This window comes from Janthinobacterium pasteuri (genome assembly GCF_051380775.1).
Taxonomy (GTDB): Bacteria; Pseudomonadota; Gammaproteobacteria; order Burkholderiales; family Burkholderiaceae_D; genus Janthinobacterium.
In genome coordinates this window covers 38,872-55,760 of record NZ_JBNYXS010000030.1, presented here as the reverse complement: position 1 = coordinate 55,760, position 16,889 = coordinate 38,872, and the positions used below count along the sequence as shown (strand labels likewise).

Below are 16,889 nucleotides of genomic sequence, written 5' to 3'. Positions count from 1 at the left end.
GGTTTGCAAGGCCGCCCAGCCGCTAGTCGTTCTTGATGACGATGCTCGGGAACTTGCTCGTCATATCCTTCGCCTTTTCCGCCACTTTAATCGCGATGGTGCGGGCGATCTGCTTGTAGATGACGGCGACGGGGCCATCCGGCTCGGCCACGACGGTCGGCGTGCCGGAATCGGTCTGCTGGCGGATTGCCATGGTCAGCGGCAAGGCGCCGAGGAATTCCACGCCAAAGTCGGCGCACATCTTCGCGCCGCCGCCGGCGCCGAAGATTTCTTCCGCATGGCCGCAATTCGAGCAAATGTGCGTGCTCATGTTTTCCACCACGCCCAAAATCGGAATGCCGACTTTCTCGAACATTTTGAGGCCCTTGCGCGCGTCCAGCAGCGCGATGTCCTGCGGCGTCGTGACGATCACGGCGCCGGTGACGGGCACTTTCTGCGACAGGGTCAATTGAATGTCGCCCGTGCCTGGCGGCATGTCGACGATCAGGTAATCGAGGTCGCGCCAGTTGGTCTGGTCCAGCAGTTGCTGCAACGCTTGCGTGACCATGGGGCCGCGCCACACCATCGGTTCGTCCGGATCGATCATGAAGCCGATCGACGACACTTGCAGGCCATGGTTTTCCATCGGTTCCATGCTCTTGCCATCGAGGGTCTTCGGCTGACCGCTGATGCCCAGCATCATCGGCTGCGACGGGCCATAGATATCGGCGTCGAGCATGCCGACGGTGGCGCCTTCGGCGGCCAGGGCCAGGGCCAGGTTCACGGCCGTGGTCGATTTACCCACGCCACCCTTGCCGGAAGCGACCGCAATGATGTTTTTCACGTTGCTCATCGGCTTCAAGCCACGCTGCACCGTGTGCGAAATGATTTTCGACGACACGCCCACGCTGACATTGCCCACGCCCGGCAGCACGCGCAGGGCGGCCAGCACGGACTTGCGGATCAGATCGATCTGGCTTTTGGCGGGGTAGCCCAGCTCGATGTCGAGCGAAATATCATCGCCATCGACTTTCAGATTCTTGACGGTTTTGCTGGAAACGAAATCTTTATGTGTATTTGGATCAATAACCTGGGCCAGCGCGGCCTTGACGTCTTCTACTGTGATGCTCATGTAAATCTCCGTGTGTACTACATATGTGCAATACGCGCAGTCTAGCGCAAATTTGCATGACGCGATGGCGGCAAAAGCATCACTTGCCAGCGCTGCATCTGCTCATATTGCCTTTCCGCTGTTAAAATGACCTATTATCCATCCCAAAAGTGCATCAATCATGACTCGCAAGCTGTTCGTCACCACTGCCCTGCCTTACGCAAACGCCGCTTTTCACATTGGCCACATCATGGAATACATCCAGGCTGATATCTGGGTCCGGTTCCAGCGAATGCAACGCGATGGCGCAGCCGGCCGTGAAGTGCACTTTGTGGGCGCCGACGATACGCATGGCACGCCCATCATGATCGCGGCCGAAAAAGAAGGCATCACGCCGCAGCAATTCGTCGCCAACATCGCCGCCGGCCGCGCCCAATACCTCGATGGCTTCCATATCGCCTTCGACAACTGGTATTCGACCGATTCGCCGGAAAACGTCGACCTGTCGCAATCGATCTACCGCAAACTGCGCGATACGGGCCTGATCGTCACGAAAACCGTCGACCGTTTCTTCGACCCCGTCAAAGGCATGTTCCTGGCCGACCGCAACATCAAGGGCGAATGCCCGAAATGCGGCGCCAAGAACCAGTACGGCGACAATTGCGAAGTGTGCGGCGCCGCCTACCAGCCGACCGACCTGGTCAACCCGTTCTCCGTGTTTACCAACGCGACGCCCGTGATGAAGCCGTCGGAACAGTATTTCTTCAAGCTGTCCGACCCGCGCTGCTTCGAATTCCTGAAAAGCTGGCTGAATACGCCAGGCCGTTTGCAGCCGGAAATGGTCAACAAGGTCAGCGAATGGCTGGGTGAAGCGGGTGAAAAGCTGGCCGACTGGGATATCTCGCGCGATGCACCCTACTTCGGCATCCCGATTCCCGATGCGCCGGGCAAGTTCTTCTATGTATGGATGGATGCCCCGGTCGGCTACCTGGCCAGCCTGAAAAACTATTGCGACAAGAAAGGCCTCGATTTCGACGCCCTGCTGAACGATCCTGCCACGGAACAAATTCACTTCATCGGCAAGGACATCGTCTCCTTCCACTTGCTGTTCTGGCCCGCCATGCTGAAATTTGCCGGCCACCCGGTGATCGACAAACTGAAAGTCAACGTCCACGGCTTCCTGACGGTCAACAACGAAAAGATGTCGAAGTCGCGCGGCACGGGCATCTCGCCGCTGCGCTACCTGGACCTAGGCATGAACCCGGAATGGCTGCGCTACTACATCGCCTTCAAGCTGAACTCGAAAGTGGAAGACCTGGACTTCAACGGTGAAGATTTTGTCGCCCGCGTGAACAGCGACCTGATCGGCAAATATGTGAACATCGCCAGCCGCTGCGCCGGTTTCATCGCCAAGCGTTTCGACGGCAAGCTGGCATCGACGCTGTCGGAAGGCGCGCAAAGCTGGATCAACCGCGCACTGACGGTGGACGTGAACGGCGTCATCGTCGAGCGCCAGGCCAGCATCGCCGCGCACTTCGAGAACCGCGAATTCGGCAAGGCCTTGCGCGAAATCATGGAAATCGCCGACATTACCAACCAGTATGTCGATGAAAACAAGCCATGGATTCTGGCCAAGGACGTGGAAAAGACAGCCGAGTTGCACGACGTGTGCACCACGGCCCTGATCCTGTTCCGCCAGCTGACGATTCTGCTGTCGCCGGTCCTGCCCGGCGTGGCGAAGAACGTGGCGTCGTTCCTCAACGACGAGCAATTTACCTGGGCCGACACGCAAGTGTTCGGCGACGCCGTCTCGAACAGCATGCTGGGCCGTACCATCGGCGCCTACAGCCACCTGATGACGCGCATGGATGCGAAGATGATCGAAGCGCTGTTCGACGCGCCGCAGGCGGCCGCCGCCATTGCCGCGCCCGCCGGCGACGCCGCCAATGACGCCGCGCCCGTTGCGCCGGCCGCAGCCGCCATCGAGGAACTGGCGCCCGAGATCAAGATCGACGACTTCCTCAAGGTCGACTTGCGCATCGCGAAAATCGTCAACTGCGAACTGGTGGATGGCTCCGACAAGCTGCTGCGCCTGACCCTGGACGCGGGCGAAGGCCGCTTGCGCAATGTGTTCTCCGGCATCCGCTCGGCGTATCAACCGGAAGAACTGATCGGCAAGCTGACGGTGCTGGTGGCCAATCTGGCGCCGCGCAAGATGAAGTTCGGCATTTCCGAAGGCATGGTCATGGCAGCGTCCGCCGCCGATGAAAAAGCAAATCCGGGCATCTACATCCTGAACCCGTGGCCGGGCGCCGAACCTGGCATGCGCATCCGCTAAGCCACCACAAGGACCGATGATGAATATCGTGGTGCGCGAAGCAACGAATGCCGATGCACAACTGATGGCCGATCTGACCCGCGCTGCGTGGGCCGGCAAGGTGGCGGCCTCGTCCAGTGGACACCACGAGACGGCGCAGCAGGTGGAAGAGCAACTGCGCCACGGCGGCGGCTTTGTGTTGCTGATCGACGACATTCCAGCCGGTTCGCTGCGCTGGATGCCGCTCGACAGCGACCCTGCCATCTGGAAGATTTCACGCATGGGCGTGCTGCCCGCCTACCGGGGCAGCCACGTCTCGCAGCACTTGCTGGAAGCCATCATTCATCACGGCCTGTCGTGCCAGGCCGAGGAATTGCGCCTGGCCGTGCGGCGCGACCAGCGCAAGTTGATCGATTTTTATGCGGCCTTCGAATTCGAGCTGGCCGAAGAACTGGAATATTCGCACGCCAACCCCGCCGAACCGGCGCCGATGGTGATGCGGCGTTTGTTGCGTTATTGATTTTTAGCAATTTCGCCCCCGGACTTGCCGATACAACAACCCGCCAAGCGACACGGCGCGGTAAAATACGGCCGGCTGACCTTACTTATAAGACACTCAGAAGAGAATATGAAACTGCCTGCAAAACACAACAACTACGTATCCGACCACACCTTGTTCATCGCTGAACTGAAGGCCAAGAATCCAGGCATGGAAGCGGGCCAGCAAGCGGGCCGAGCCCTGCTGTGGGACAAGCCGGCCGTCAGCATCGATGAGCAGGAACGCCAGCTGGCATCGGCTGTCAAGCAACAGGCTTACGTTTACCAGAACAAGAACTAAGATCTGGAACCGGCACGATGTTGCCTGAAGAGTCTGCAGTGACGCCGGAAGCCGACGCTTCCGGTGCCGGCGCAGTCATCGAGTCGCCCGAACCTGTCGCTGACGGCGACGGCAGCGGCGACCCTGCAGCATCTGCAAGCACGGACGGGGCGCCCGCCGCCGATCCCCTGGGCATCGCCCGCCTGTATGGCGAACCCATGCTGCGCATGCCGACGGATTTGTACATTCCGCCAGATGCGCTGGAAATCTTCCTCGAAGCCTTCGAAGGCCCGCTCGACTTGCTGCTCTACCTGATCCGCAAGCAAAACTTCAACATTCTCGATATCCCGATGGCGCAGGTGACCCTGCAATATCTGAAATATGTCGACCAGATCCGTGTGCGCAACCTGGAACTGGCCGCCGAGTACTTGCTGATGGCGGCCATGCTGATCGAGATCAAGTCGCGCATGCTCTTGCCATCGCGCAAGAGCGACGTCGAGGAAGATGGCGGCGATCCGCGGGCCGAACTGGTGCGCCGCCTGCTCGAATACGAGCAGATCAAGCTGGCCGCCTACGACCTGAACGCCATTCCCCAGTTCGAGCGCGATTTCGTGCGCACGCAGATTTTCATCGAGCAAAGCCTGACGCCCACCTGGCCCGACGTGGAACCGGTGGACTTGCAGCAGGCGTGGCTCGACGTGCTGAAACGCGCCAAGCTGACCCAGCATCACCGCATCAGCCGCCAGGAACTGTCCGTGCGCGAGCACATGTCAAGCATCCTGCGCCACTTGCAATCGTCGCGCTTTGTCGAGTTCAGCGAGCTGTTCGACATTGCCGGCGGCGTGCCCGTGGTGGTGGTCAACTTCGTGGCCCTGCTGGAACTGGCTAAGGAAACCCTGATCGAAATCACGCAAGCAGAACCGTTTGCCCCCATCTACGTCCGGCTGGCGTATTCGCCCGCCTGATCCCCTCCCTTTGTCACTGACCACCGTACAACGGGGTTTTAGCGAAAGCAATCCATGAAAATTATTTCCGACATCGAAGAATTGCGCGACCAGCTCAGCGGACAGCTGCGCACGGCGTTCGTCCCCACCATGGGCAACCTGCATGAAGGCCACTTGTCGCTGATGCGCCTGGCGCGCAAGCATGGCGACCCCGTCGTCGCCTCGATCTTCGTGAACCGCCTGCAATTCGGGCCAAACGAAGACTTCGAGAAATACCCGCGCACCATGGCGGCCGACATCGCCAAGCTGGAAAAGGAAGGCGTGTACGTGCTGTTCGCGCCGACGGAAAAGGAACTGTATCCGGAACCGCAGGAATACCGCGTGCGCCCGCCCGATGACCTGGGCAATACCCTGGAAGGGGAATTTCGGCCCGGCTTCTTCGAAGGCGTGTGCACGGTCGTCACCAAACTGTTTTCCTGCGTGGGCCCAAGAGTGGCCGTGTTCGGCAAGAAGGATTACCAGCAACTGATGATCATCCGCAACATGGCGCGCCAGTTCGCGCTGCCGACGGAAATCATCGCCGCCGAAACGTACCGGGCCGACGATGGCCTGGCTTTGTCCTCGCGCAATATGTACCTGTCGGAAAGCGAACGCGCGGAAGCGCCGGAACTGTTCAAGGGCCTCAATTTTGTCGCGGAGGAAGTGCGCAAAGGCAACCTGGCCGTGGGCGAACTGGAACAGGCAGCGATGCGGCTGCTCGATGGCCGCGGATGGAAATCGGACTACATCGCCGTGCGCAAGCGCGCCAACCTGCAAGCGCCGAGCGCGGCCGAACTGGCCGCCGGCGAACCGCTGGTGGTGCTGGCTGCCGCCAAGCTGGGGCAGACTCGCCTGATCGACAACCTGGAAATTTAAGCATTGTCACAACGGGGCCGTTCGGCCCCGTTTCTCCCCTTACTTCACCATTCCAACCAGCTTGAGCTCGGCAAACAGCGGCTTGTTGCGGCCGCGTGCCGCCTGCAGCATGTCATAGCTGGCTGCATCGAGCACGATTTCCTCTCCCGCCCACAGCTTGCGCTGGTTCGCAGGCAGCCTCAGGCTGCGCAGGATGGCCCGTGCCTGGGCCGGATCGGCTGCCAGCAGGCGGATGGCATGCGCACCGCGCTGCGCACCCGTGAGTATCGGCAAGCCGCCCTGCGGGCCATGCTGGCTCAGGCTGACATAATCATGGCCACCCACGCGGTGCAGATAAGCATGCCGGCCATCAGCGTCGGCAGGTAACGGCGCGGCAGCCTCCTGCATCTCGACAGATGCGACAGGCGCAACGGCGGCTTGTTCAAGGCTCACGCCACAGGCCGTTAGCAGGGCTGTGCTCAGGGCGAAAAATAATACGGGTGTTCGGCGCATCGTGCGCTCCTTCTTGTCGGGGTCGGGGACAAAGGTGGAATACTGCAGCGATCATGAGCCAAATTATTTGACGTGTAAAGTTAACTTTGAGAAATGTTTAATTCCACTTCGCAACTAGTTGCGATTAGTCAGTATTGGACAGGAACGCCCCGCCCGGACGGGGCAAGCGCGGAGTCCCCGCGCGCGAATGGCGGGCCGCCCAAAGGCCTTGGTGGACGAAAAAAACGCTGCCGGTTTGCACGGGCAGCGTTTTTCTTGATAACGGTCAAGCCTGGATCAGGCGCCGGCTTTTTCCAGCTTCTCGAAAATCTTGTTCAGCTTTTCATCGAGGGTCGCGGCCGTGAACGGCTTGACAACATAACCGCTGGCGCCAGCTTGCGCGGCGGCGATGATGTTTTCTTTTTTCGCTTCGGCGGTCACCATCAGCACGGGCAGCTTGGCCAGTGCGGGATCGGCGCGGATATGCTGCAGCATCGTCAGGCCGTCCATGTTAGGCATGTTCCAGTCCGAGACGACGAAATCGTAGGATTCCGCGCGCAGCTTGGCCAGGCCCATCACGCCGTCTTCCGCCTCATCGACGTTGGCATAACCCAGTTCCTTCAACAGATTCCTGACAATGCGGCGCATCGTCGAAAAATCGTCAACGACTAAAAATTTCATCTTTGGATCAGCCATGAATAACTCCGTTGTTTCTGTAGCGGTTTGTTAATAATATCGACATGAATGCCGACATTATGGTCGACACTACGGCAGCAAGTTGTAGGATAGCATTTTCGTTGCTTTTAGGCGAACAAACTTGCCCCAGATCATACAAAACGTGGCTTACACGCGCAAAGCACGCATGCCATGCGCAGCCAGATGTCCCAACACCATGCCGGGCAGCGCCGTCAGAGCGCCGACTTCATGCGTAGCACCGACGGCGATCGCCTCGCGTGGCATGCCGAACACCACGCAACTGGCTTCATCCTGCGCGAAATTATACGCTCCTGCGGCCTTCATCTCCAACATGCCTTGTGCGCCATCCTTGCCCATGCCGGTCAGGATCACGCCAACGGCATTCTTGCCTGCCGATTGCGCGGCCGAACGGAACAGCACATCGACCGAGGGGCGGTGACGGTTGACCGGTTCGCCCTGGTCGATCTTGGTCATGTAGTTGGCGCCGCTGCGCGTCAGGGTCAGGTGCGAATGGCCGGGCGCGATGTAGGCGTGGCCGGGCAGCACGCGTTCGCCGCCTGCCGCTTCCTGCACCGAGATCTTGCACAGCGAATCGAGGCGGCGCGCAAACGAGCGCGTAAAGCCTTCCGGCATGTGCTGCGTGATCAGGATGCCGGGACAATCGGACGGCATCTGCATCAAAAATTCGCGGATCGCTTCCGTGCCGCCCGTGGAGGCACCCACGATGATCAGCTTTTCGCTCGACGTCAAGGGGCTGCGCAGCGCAGGCAGCGGTGCGGCCACCCTGTCGCCAGCCGACGGCAGAGTGCGCGCGCGGATGCGCGCCTTCGAGGCGGCGCGGATCTTGTCGGCGATCATGTCGGTGTACTCGCGCATGCCGCTCTGGATGGAAATCTTGGGCTTGGTGACAAAATCGACGGCGCCCAGTTCCAGCGCGCGCATGGTGATTTCCGAACCGCGCTCGGTCAGCGACGACACCATCAGCACCGGCATCGGACGCAAGCGCATGAGTTTTTCCAGGAAGTCGAGGCCATCCATCTTCGGCATCTCGACGTCGAGGGTCAGCACGTCGGGGTTGGTCTGCTTGATCATCTCGCGCGCCACCAGCGGATCGGGCGCCGCCCCCACCACTTCCATGTCGGGCTGGCTATTCACGATTTCCGTCATGACGCTGCGGATCAACGCCGAATCATCCACGATCAATACTTTGATCTTCATAAAATACCCTTCCAGGCCTTGCGGCCCTTATTCTTTATCAAATTAACACGTCCGACAAACCTGTCGCAGGCCGCAAAGCGCGACGCGCGGCAGGTTTGGTCCGGCGCTTAAAACAGTTCGACCTCGCCGCCCACCGGAGCAACCTTGAGACGGCTTGCGTAATCGAGTTCGCGGCGCACCAGCGTGTCGTTATGCGTCTGCATCAGCTTTTTCACCAGCACCTTGCCACTGCGGGGGAAAAAATACACCTTGCGCGGGTGGATGTCATTCAAGTCCTCGGCCACCACGCGCATTTTTTCCGCCTTCAGGTAATTGATGACGAAAGCCGCATTGCGTTCACCGACGTTGATCGCCGTGAAGCCGCGCAGCACGGCGCCGCCGCCAAACACTTTCGCTTCCATGTTCTCGCGCCGCGCGCCAGCCTTCAGCAAATCGTTGATCAGGATCTCCATGGCGTAAGTACCATAGCGCATCGACGCTGAAATCGGGCTATTCGGATCGCTGCCGCCGTCGGGCAGCATGAAATGGTTCATGCCGCCCAGGCCCGTGACACGGTCGCGGATGCAGGCCGAGACGCAGGAGCCGAGCACGGTGACGATCAGCATGTCCTTGTTGGTAAAGTAATACTCACCAGGCAATATCTTGGCGGCGTCACAATTGAACGTCCGGTCGTAATAGACGTTAGTGGCAAATTGCTCTTTGGATTCCAGGCTCATATTTCACTCTCATGTACGATGCGACGATGCCCTGGGCGCGGCGCCCCGAGGCTGATCGAGCTCATAGACTGTTTTACCGCGCAGTTTCAATGAATCCGACACGTACAGGAAATTCTCCGAATGGCCCGCAAACAGCAGGGCATCCGGCTTCATCAATGGCACAAAGCGCGACAGAATCTTGCGCTGCGTCGCCTTGTCAAAATAAATCATCACGTTACGGCAAAAGATGACGTCGAACTGGCCCGTCAGGGGCCAGCTGTCGGCCAGCAGGTTGAGCGGCTTGAAGGTGATCATCTGGCGCAGTTCCGGGCGCACCCGCACCTGCCCCTCTCGGTCGCCCTTGCCGCGCAAGAAAAAGCGCCGCGCACGATCGGCCGGCATCTTCTCGAGCCGGTCCAGGTTGTAGACGCCATTGGCGGCCGTGGCCAGCACATTCGTGTCGATATCCGTGGCGATGATGGTCACCGGCGGCGTGAGCGTATTGAACGCCTCGCACACCGTCATGGCGATCGAGTACGGCTCTTCGCCGGTGGAACTGGCCGAACACCAGATGGTGATCGGACCGCTCAGTTTTTTCACATGCTCGGCCAGCAGCGGGAAGTGATGCGCCTCGCGGAAGAACGACGTCAGGTTGGTCGTCAGCGCATTCGTGAACGCTTCCCACTCGTCACCCATGCGGCCCGCTTCCAGGTCGTCCAGATAGCGGACGAACGAGGAGATGCCGGTCGCGCGCAGGCGCCTGGCCAGGCGGCTGTAAACCATCTCCTGCTTGCTGTCGGCCAGCGCGATGCCGGCCCGCTTGTAAATCATGGCGCGGACCCGTTCGAAGTCCTTGCCGGTGAAATCAAATTCCTTGACCGAATCCGTTTTAGTTTGCGGCATTTGTTTTTACCTCTCTATGACTACTCTGACCAATGCCTTTGCAAGTATAACTAGCGGGACCGGGTTGGCGTCAGAACTCTTCCCAATCGTCGCCGCCGGCCGCCGCCAGCTTTTTCGAGGGCGGTGGCGCGCCGGCCTGCGCCGTCTTTGCCAACCGCCGTGTCGTTGCCGCCACTGCCGGTGCAGGCCGTGCCGCCGCTTTCACCGGTACGGGCGCCGGCATGGCCGCCTGCGCCGCGCTCTCGCCGTCGAGCTTGAAGATGCTGACGGCGTCGGCCAGTTTCTGCGCCTGCTCCTGCATGCTCTCGGCGGCCGCCGCTGCTTCCTCGACCAGCGCCGCATTCTGCTGCGTCATCTGGTCCATCTGCGCGATGGCCTGGTTCACTTCCTCGATGCCATGGCTCTGTTCCTGCGTTGCCGCCGTGATTTCGCCCATGATATCGGCCACCTGCCGGATCGACGTGACGATCAGGCCCATGGTCTGTCCTGCCTCGTCCACCAGGCGGCTGCCGGCATCGACCTTGTCGACCGAGTCGCCGATCAGGCCCTTGATCTCTTTCGCTGCGCCAGCGGACCTTTGGGCCAGATTACGCACTTCGGACGCCACCACCGCAAAACCGCGTCCCTGTTCGCCTGCACGCGCCGCTTCGACGGCCGCATTCAAGGCCAGAATATTCGTCTGGAACGCAATGCCGTCAATGACGCCGATAATATCGACGATCTTGCGCGAACTGTCCTTGATGGAGCCCATGGTATCGACCACTTGCGCCACCACCTTGCCGCCCTGCTCCGCCACCGACGATGCCGACACGGCCAGCTGGTTGGCCTGGCGCGCGTTGTCCGCGTTCTGCTTCACGGTCGACGTCAGCTCTTCCATCGACGATGCCGTCTCTTCGAGCGAACTGGCCTGCGTTTCCGTGCGCTCCGACAGGTCCGCATTGCCGCTGGCGATCTCGCGCGACGCCACGGTAATGGTGTCCGTCCCATTGCGCACGTCGCTGACCGTCTGCACCAGGCTCTCATTCATGTCCTTGAGCGCCTGCTGCAACGCACTCGTTTCATCCTTGCCCTCGACCACCACGCGCGCTGTCAGCTCGCCGGCTGCCACCTTTTGCGCTACCGCCACTGCACCGGACAGTGGCACCGTGATCGAGCGCGTGATGAAGATGGCGCACCAGGCGCCGATCACCACCGCCGCGCCGCCCAGGATGAAGAGTATTGTCATCAGGCGCGCATCGGCCGCCAGCGAGTCGTCCATGAAGCTTTGCTGGGCCACACGCTGCAAGTCGAGCAGCTTGTTGATATCGGCCAGGGTCGTCTTGTTCAAGGGGTCGATGCGGGTGGCAATCACCTTGGCTGCGCCCTCGCTGTTAAACGCCAGCACCTGCCCCATCGCTTCCTTGAAGGCGACATCGACTTCGCCGTCGACCTTGGCGATATTGGCCAGCAGCGCCTTCTCGCCATCGGACAGACCCAGGCTGGACAGCTTGCCGCGCGCGCCGTCGTACAGCTTGCGCTGCTCGCGCACCTTGCCCTCTTCCACCTGCATCAGGCCAACATCGCCCTGCAGGCCGATATTGCGCATGGCGATACCGGTTTCCAGCATCGCGCTTTTCATCAGCGACGCCTGCGTATTCTTTTCGCTTGCCAGCTCCAGGCCCGTGAGCAATTGGGCCTTGTTTCGGTAATTCAGTGCATTCGCCGAAACGACGACCACCACCAGGATGGCGAGAATGCTGCCAAAACCTATCCCCAGCCGGGTGCCTATCTTGAAATCGCGCAAACTCATTACAGTCTCCAATATTTATGTGAACGGCGCCCGTTCAACCGGACGGCGCCGTGTTGTGGCCTGGTCTCTGTCGGACCTTGCAGCCTGCCGGCGCGCCTCAAGATGCTGCTCGCGCCGGTACATGCATATCTGTAGTGATACTTTGCGTGGCAAAACGGCAGCGCACCGGGCGCCGCCTTGCTGCCATGCGGCTGCTTACGCCGCGAGCTTGTCGATCAGGCCCATCTCGCTGCTCGACATCAGCTTGTCGATGTCGACCAGGATCAGCATGCGCTCGTCGATGGTACCCAGGCCGATCATGTAGTCGGTCGAGAAGGCGGTGCCCATTTCCGGCGCCGGCTTGACCTGCTCCGGCGTCAGGGTAGTGACGTCGGAGACGCTGTCGACCACCATGCCGACGATGCGACCGCCGATGTTCAGGATGATCACCACCGTGAACTGGTCGTACACGGGCGTGCCCAGGTTGAACTTGATGCGCATGTCGACCACGGGAATGATGATGCCGCGCAGGTTGATCACGCCCTTGATGAATTCAGGCGCGTTGGCGATGCGGGTGACCGCTTCGTACCCACGGATCTCCTGGACCTTCAGGATATCGATGCCGTACTCTTCGGAGCCCAGGGTAAAGGCCAGGAATTCACGGCCGGCGATGTCCTTGCCGTCGCCCGCATTGCTTCCGGATGTTTGTTGAGTATCTGACATGGTGCGTTTTCCTATCTTTTATCTATCGGTATTACGAAAAAATGGACTCGTCGGCCAGCTGGCGCGAGGAACGGATCAGGGCGGCGACATCGAGAATCAGCGACACTCCGCCATCGCCCAGGATGGTGGCGCCGGAAATGCCGACCACCTTGCGGTAATTTGATTCGAGGTTTTTCACCACGACCTGCTGCTGTCCCACCAGGTCGTCGACAAACAGGGCTGCCTTGCGCCCTTCCGTCTCGAGAATCACGCAGATGCCTTCCGAGGGGCTGGTAAAGCGCGGCGCGATGTCGAACATCTGATACAGCGGGATCAAGGGCAGGTATTCGCCGCGCACTTTCACCACCTGACCGCGGCCAGCGATGTCCTTGATATCCTCAACGGCTGGTTGCAGCGATTCGATGACAAAGCCCAGCGGTAAAATATATACTTCGTCGCCAACGCGGATCGACATGCCGTCCAGGATGGCCAGGGTCAGCGGCAGCGAGATGGAAATCGTCGTGCCGAAACCCTTCGCCGAACGGATGTCGACCACGCCGCCCATGGCGCTGATATTGCGCTTGACGACATCCATGCCCACGCCGCGGCCCGACACGTCGGTGACCGCTTCGGCGGTAGAAAAGCCGGGCGCGAAGATCAGCTGCCACACTTCGGCGTCGCTCATCGTCTCGGACACGTCCAGTCCCTGCTGCTGCGCCTTGGCCAGGATGCGCTCGCGGTTCAGCCCCGCACCATCATCGGATACTTCGATGATGATATTGCCGCCCTGGTGGCTGGCCGAGAGGAACAAACGACCTGCCTCGGTCTTGCCGGCGGCCACGCGGGCGGCCGGCATTTCCACGCCATGGTCGATACTGTTGCGCACCAGGTGCGTCAGCGGATCGACGATGCGCTCGATGAGGCCCTTGTCCAGTTCCGTGGCGGCGCCATTGGTGATGAAATCGACCTTCTTGCCCAACTTGGTCGCCAGGTCGCGCACCATGCGCGGGAAGCGCGAAAAGACGAAATCCATCGGCATCATGCGGATCGACATTACCGCTTCCTGCAAGTCGCGCGTATTGCGCGTCAGGTGGCTGACGCTGTCGAGCAGTTTCTCGTGCAGCATCGGGTCGAGCGCAGCGGCGCGCTGCTCGATCATCGCCTGCGTGATCACCAGCTCGCCCACCAGGTTGATCAGCTGGTCGACTTTTTCAATCGAGACGCGGATCGACGACGATTCGGTACCGGCCTTCTCGCCCTCTTTCTTGGCCGGTTTCTTTTCCTGCTCCACCTCGGCCACGGCGCTCGCCACGGCCGGCACGCCGGCGCTGCCCGCCTTGGCGGCATCGGCGCGGATCTGGGCCAAAGGCTGGAAGAAACCATAGCCCTGCTCGGTGTCGCTCTGCACACCGGCGGCGGCGCGGATGTCCTCGAGCGGCTGGAAGAAGCCATAACCGGGGTCCGTCGCGCCCTGCGCGGCAGGCGCCACTGGCAGCGGGTCGAAGAAACCATAACCCTGGGCTTTTTCCTGCGCCGCGCGGGCCGCTTCGGCTTCGCCTGGCGCCAATGGCGGCGCCTGCGTGATCACCATGTCGTCGGGATTGAGCACGAACGAGCAGATGGCCAGGATATCGTCCAGGCTTTCGTACGTCGTCACTTCCAATACCTTGCGTGCGTCGGCCAGGGTGGACATGGCGACGTCGCCCAGCAAGCCCAGCTCGGCCGCCAGCGCATCGACTTCACGCTCCTCCATCTTTGGCAGCTCCAGGCGGTAGCGCTGGCCACCGGCGTGGCTGACGGCTGCCTTTTCGGCCGTATGGAAGGCTGGCGCGACGGGCGTGAGCGCGGCCACGGGCACGTCCTGCGAGAACGACTGCAGCATCATGCGCACATTGGCCACGGCATCCTGGTCGACGGCGCTGCCCAGGCGATGGCCGTCGAGCTGCATCTTGAGGATGTCCTTGGCCGCCAAAAAGGCGTCGACGTGTTCCGCCGTCAGGGCCATCTGGCCCTGGCGAATGCGGTCGAGCAGCGACTCGAGGATGTGCGTCACCTCGCTCATGTCGGAGAGGCCAAACGTCGATGCGCCGCCCTTGATCGAATGGGCGGTACGGAAAATGGCATTCAGGTCTTCGGCGTCGGGCGCCGCAATATCAACGGCCAGCAGCAGCCGTTCTTTTTCAGCCAGCAGTTCTTCGGCCTCATCGAAAAAGACCTGGAAAAACTGGCTAATATCGATGGTCATAGAGTGACTCCGTCAATTGCATCGTTGCGCTGCGCGGCTGGCATCAGCCGATCACCTTCTTGACCACTTCGATCAGGCGTTGCGGATCGAAGGGCTTGACCAGCCAGCCATTGGCGCCGGCGGCACGTCCTTTCGACTTCATTTCGTCCGACGACTCCGTCGTCAGCATCAGGATGGGCACCTTCTGGTACGTCGGCAGTTCGCGCAGCAGCTTGATCAGCTCCAGGCCATCCATGCGCGGCATGTTCTGGTCCGTCAATACCAGGTCCACGGTTTGCAGCTTGGCTTTTTCCAGTCCGTCCTGGCCATCGACGGCCTCCACCACCTGGTAACCGGCGGCTTTCAGACTGAACGCCACCATCTGGCGCAATGAGCTGGAATCGTCCACTGCAAGTATCGTTTTGGCCATCTTTGCTCCCACTTATTCCGGGCATCCTGCCCGAGTATTTGATTAATCAATCCATGCAACCGCAAGCATTCCGCACTGGCATGCTAGAACAGCTCGATGTCGCCACTTTCCAAATGCTGTTGACTGACAGCCTTGCGCAGCACGCTGCGCAACTCCAGGCTTTGAATCGCCAGCGCCATGCTGACCCGCCCCAGCAAGGCGACAATTTCTTCATTGTCGCTCTCCGGCAACATCTCCGCGCCATGCGAACCCAAGGTACCGAGGAACTCGCGCAAGCCCGTCACGCGCTTCAAGGTGCGCTCGATCAGCTGACTGGTCATGTCCTGGAACTGCAGGCTGGTGATGGCGGCATTCACGTAGCCCCCCACTTCGTCCTGCAATGCCAGCAGTTTTTCCCGCTGCTGCTCGGCCGGAATACCGCCTTCGAGCAGCATGGCGATGGTATCTTGCTGCGCAGCGACGGCTGCGTGTATCGCCATGAAATTGAAGGACAGCTTCTCGATCGCCTCTTCCAGCAAGATGCCGGTCTGCACCAGATCGGTTTCCACCTCCGTCAAGTGCTTGCGGCCATGGTCCGACACGCCAGACAGCAGGCGTTTTACATGCGAGCCAAGTATTTTCTTTCTTGTCATAAAGGTCTCATTATTTCAATACACCACGCGTCGACAGCCTTGCGTGTTATTTTTTCGCCGCTGCCGGGCTGGGAGCTGGCGCAGCCGCAGGCGGCGCGCCGGCCGCCAACCCTGAAGCGACAGCGGCGGAAGCGGCATCGGTCACCGGCAGCTCTATCGCCGACCCATCACGCAGAACATTTTCTTCCGTGCGTTTGTTCATGACGATGATGCTGATGCGCCGGTTGATCGGATTGAAGGGATCGAGCTTGTCCAGGTGGGCGGCCGAGCCCAGGCCCACCACGCGCAATACTTTTTCTTCCTTCATGCCACCAATCACCAGTTCGCGCCGCGATGCATTCGCGCGGTCAGCCGACAATTCCCAGTTGCTGTAGCCGGCATCGCTCATGTAAGGCGTCGAATCCGTATGCCCGGACAGGCCGATGCGGTTCGGTACTTCATTAAGTACGAAGCCGATGGCGTGCAGGATTTCCTTGGTATATGGTTGCAGATTGGCATTGGCGAGCGCAAACATCGGACGATTCTGCTCGTCGACGATCTGGATGCGCAAGCCTTCGCTGGTGATATCGAGCAGCAATTGGTTCTTGTATTTTTTCAGCAGGGGATTGGCGTCGATGGTCGCTTCGATGCGCGCCTTGAGCGCCTGCAGGCGCTTGCTTTCCTCGCGTTCGAGCGCGGCCTTGGCGGAATTGAGGTCAAACGACTTGCGCTGCTGCTCTTCCTGCGTCTTGCGCACTTGTCCATCCTGGCGGGACAGGTCCTGGCCGCCGCCCTGGATCACGGAATTGCTCTCGCCGCTGCCGGAACCGCCCGCCATCGCCACTTTCAGCGGTGTCTTGAAGAATTCGGAAATGCCGTTCAAGTCGCCCTTCGAGGTGGAGCCCAACAGCCACATCAGCAGGAAAAAGGCCATCATGGCCGTGACAAAGTCCGCGTAGGCGATTTTCCACGCCCCGCCATGGTGGCCGCCAGCCGTCTTCTTGATACGCTTGACGATAATCGGGCGCATGCCTTCATCGGCCATGGCGTCCCCCTTCCGTGTGCTGCAAATGACTCATGGTGTCCAG

At 60.4% G+C, this 16,889-nt stretch carries 17 protein-coding genes; 5 read left to right on the top strand and 12 right to left on the bottom strand.

What is annotated here, in order from left to right:
- Window positions 1-22 precede the first annotated feature (22 nt).
- A complete protein-coding gene (gene apbC, locus ACQ4WN_RS23315; RefSeq protein WP_131687374.1) occupies window positions 23-1,111 on the bottom strand; it encodes an iron-sulfur cluster carrier protein ApbC in 1,089 nt (362 codons plus the stop codon).
- A gap of 160 nt (window positions 1,112-1,271) precedes the next feature.
- Here apbC and metG point away from each other — a divergent pair, with 160 nt between their 5' ends.
- The 5 genes from metG (at window position 1,272) to panC (ending at window position 6,083) form a co-directional block, all read left to right on the top strand.
- Complete coding sequence (gene metG, locus ACQ4WN_RS23310) at window positions 1,272-3,428, top strand: methionine--tRNA ligase (RefSeq protein ID WP_436553668.1); 2,157 nt, start codon at window positions 1,272-1,274, stop codon at window positions 3,426-3,428.
- A 19-nt stretch (window positions 3,429-3,447) separates the two neighbouring features.
- Entirely contained in the window at window positions 3,448-3,927 is a 480-nt protein-coding gene (locus tag ACQ4WN_RS23305; protein WP_436553675.1) for a GNAT family N-acetyltransferase, read from the top strand.
- A 108-nt stretch (window positions 3,928-4,035) separates the two neighbouring features.
- The gene (locus ACQ4WN_RS23300; protein WP_034778041.1) at window positions 4,036-4,245 is read left to right on the top strand and encodes a DUF3460 family protein; all 210 of its coding nucleotides are present in this window, start codon (window positions 4,036-4,038) and stop codon (window positions 4,243-4,245) included.
- A 17-nt stretch (window positions 4,246-4,262) separates the two neighbouring features.
- Window positions 4,263-5,189, top strand: coding sequence for a segregation and condensation protein A (locus ACQ4WN_RS23295; RefSeq protein WP_436553667.1), 927 nt, complete (start codon window positions 4,263-4,265; stop codon window positions 5,187-5,189).
- A 54-nt stretch (window positions 5,190-5,243) separates the two neighbouring features.
- Complete coding sequence (gene panC / locus ACQ4WN_RS23290; RefSeq protein WP_436553666.1) at window positions 5,244-6,083, top strand: pantoate--beta-alanine ligase; 840 nt, start codon at window positions 5,244-5,246, stop codon at window positions 6,081-6,083.
- A 39-nt stretch (window positions 6,084-6,122) separates the two neighbouring features.
- Here panC and ACQ4WN_RS23285 read toward each other — a convergent pair whose 3' ends face one another.
- From ACQ4WN_RS23285 to motB, 11 genes are all read right to left on the bottom strand, one after another.
- Window positions 6,123-6,515, bottom strand: coding sequence for a hypothetical protein (locus ACQ4WN_RS23285; protein ID WP_436553665.1), 393 nt, complete (start codon window positions 6,513-6,515; stop codon window positions 6,123-6,125).
- 336 nt (window positions 6,516-6,851) lie between these two features.
- Entirely contained in the window at window positions 6,852-7,250 is a 399-nt protein-coding gene (gene cheY / locus ACQ4WN_RS23280; RefSeq protein WP_010396677.1) for a chemotaxis response regulator CheY, read from the bottom strand.
- Window positions 7,251-7,397: 147 nt separating this feature from the next.
- A complete protein-coding gene (locus tag ACQ4WN_RS23275) occupies window positions 7,398-8,468 on the bottom strand; it encodes a protein-glutamate methylesterase/protein-glutamine glutaminase (RefSeq protein WP_100876375.1) in 1,071 nt (356 codons plus the stop codon).
- A gap of 107 nt (window positions 8,469-8,575) precedes the next feature.
- Window positions 8,576-9,184 carry a chemoreceptor glutamine deamidase CheD gene (gene cheD, locus ACQ4WN_RS23270; protein ID WP_034758343.1) on the bottom strand — a complete coding sequence of 203 codons (609 nt, stop codon included), beginning with the start codon at window positions 9,182-9,184 and terminating at the stop codon, window positions 8,576-8,578.
- Window positions 9,185-9,193: 9 nt separating this feature from the next.
- Window positions 9,194-10,066, bottom strand: coding sequence for a CheR family methyltransferase (locus tag ACQ4WN_RS23265; RefSeq protein ID WP_436553664.1), 873 nt, complete (start codon window positions 10,064-10,066; stop codon window positions 9,194-9,196).
- A 70-nt stretch (window positions 10,067-10,136) separates the two neighbouring features.
- Window positions 10,137-11,855, bottom strand: a complete 1,719-nt coding sequence (locus ACQ4WN_RS23260) for a methyl-accepting chemotaxis protein (RefSeq protein WP_436553663.1) — start codon at window positions 11,853-11,855, stop codon at window positions 10,137-10,139.
- A gap of 195 nt (window positions 11,856-12,050) precedes the next feature.
- On the bottom strand, window positions 12,051-12,557 hold the full coding sequence (locus ACQ4WN_RS23255) for a chemotaxis protein CheW (protein ID WP_034758356.1): 507 nt from the start codon (window positions 12,555-12,557) through the stop codon (window positions 12,051-12,053).
- A gap of 31 nt (window positions 12,558-12,588) precedes the next feature.
- Window positions 12,589-14,781: a chemotaxis protein CheA gene (gene cheA, locus ACQ4WN_RS23250; protein WP_436553662.1), complete on the bottom strand. Its 2,193-nt coding sequence runs from the start codon at window positions 14,779-14,781 to the stop codon at window positions 12,589-12,591.
- Between the two features lie 43 nt (window positions 14,782-14,824).
- Window positions 14,825-15,190, bottom strand: coding sequence for a response regulator (locus ACQ4WN_RS23245; protein WP_034758362.1), 366 nt, complete (start codon window positions 15,188-15,190; stop codon window positions 14,825-14,827).
- 83 nt (window positions 15,191-15,273) lie between these two features.
- Window positions 15,274-15,822, bottom strand: a complete 549-nt coding sequence (locus ACQ4WN_RS23240) for a chemotaxis protein (protein WP_101480496.1) — start codon at window positions 15,820-15,822, stop codon at window positions 15,274-15,276.
- A gap of 46 nt (window positions 15,823-15,868) precedes the next feature.
- Window positions 15,869-16,846, bottom strand: a complete 978-nt coding sequence (gene motB, locus ACQ4WN_RS23235; RefSeq protein WP_436553661.1) for a flagellar motor protein MotB — start codon at window positions 16,844-16,846, stop codon at window positions 15,869-15,871.
- Window positions 16,847-16,889: the final 43 nt, after the last annotated feature.

Coding starts and splice junctions, on each gene's coding strand:
- apbC (WP_131687374.1), bottom strand. CDS start 1,111: ATGAGCATCACAGTAGAAGACGTCAAGGCCGCGCTGGCCCAGGTTATT.
- metG (WP_436553668.1), top strand. CDS start 1,272: ATGACTCGCAAGCTGTTCGTCACCACTGCCCTGCCTTACGCAAACGCC.
- ACQ4WN_RS23305 (WP_436553675.1), top strand. CDS start 3,448: ATGAATATCGTGGTGCGCGAAGCAACGAATGCCGATGCACAACTGATG.
- ACQ4WN_RS23300 (WP_034778041.1), top strand. CDS start 4,036: ATGAAACTGCCTGCAAAACACAACAACTACGTATCCGACCACACCTTG.
- ACQ4WN_RS23295 (WP_436553667.1), top strand. CDS start 4,263: ATGTTGCCTGAAGAGTCTGCAGTGACGCCGGAAGCCGACGCTTCCGGT.
- panC (WP_436553666.1), top strand. CDS start 5,244: ATGAAAATTATTTCCGACATCGAAGAATTGCGCGACCAGCTCAGCGGA.
- cheY (WP_010396677.1), bottom strand. CDS start 7,250: ATGGCTGATCCAAAGATGAAATTTTTAGTCGTTGACGATTTTTCGACG.
- ACQ4WN_RS23275 (WP_100876375.1), bottom strand. CDS start 8,468: ATGAAGATCAAAGTATTGATCGTGGATGATTCGGCGTTGATCCGCAGC.
- cheD (WP_034758343.1), bottom strand. CDS start 9,184: ATGAGCCTGGAATCCAAAGAGCAATTTGCCACTAACGTCTATTACGAC.
- ACQ4WN_RS23265 (WP_436553664.1), bottom strand. CDS start 10,066: ATGCCGCAAACTAAAACGGATTCGGTCAAGGAATTTGATTTCACCGGC.
- ACQ4WN_RS23260 (WP_436553663.1), bottom strand. CDS start 11,855: ATGAGTTTGCGCGATTTCAAGATAGGCACCCGGCTGGGGATAGGTTTT.
- ACQ4WN_RS23255 (WP_034758356.1), bottom strand. CDS start 12,557: ATGTCAGATACTCAACAAACATCCGGAAGCAATGCGGGCGACGGCAAG.
- cheA (WP_436553662.1), bottom strand. CDS start 14,781: ATGACCATCGATATTAGCCAGTTTTTCCAGGTCTTTTTCGATGAGGCC.
- ACQ4WN_RS23245 (WP_034758362.1), bottom strand. CDS start 15,190: ATGGCCAAAACGATACTTGCAGTGGACGATTCCAGCTCATTGCGCCAG.
- ACQ4WN_RS23240 (WP_101480496.1), bottom strand. CDS start 15,822: ATGACAAGAAAGAAAATACTTGGCTCGCATGTAAAACGCCTGCTGTCT.
- motB (WP_436553661.1), bottom strand. CDS start 16,846: ATGGCCGATGAAGGCATGCGCCCGATTATCGTCAAGCGTATCAAGAAG.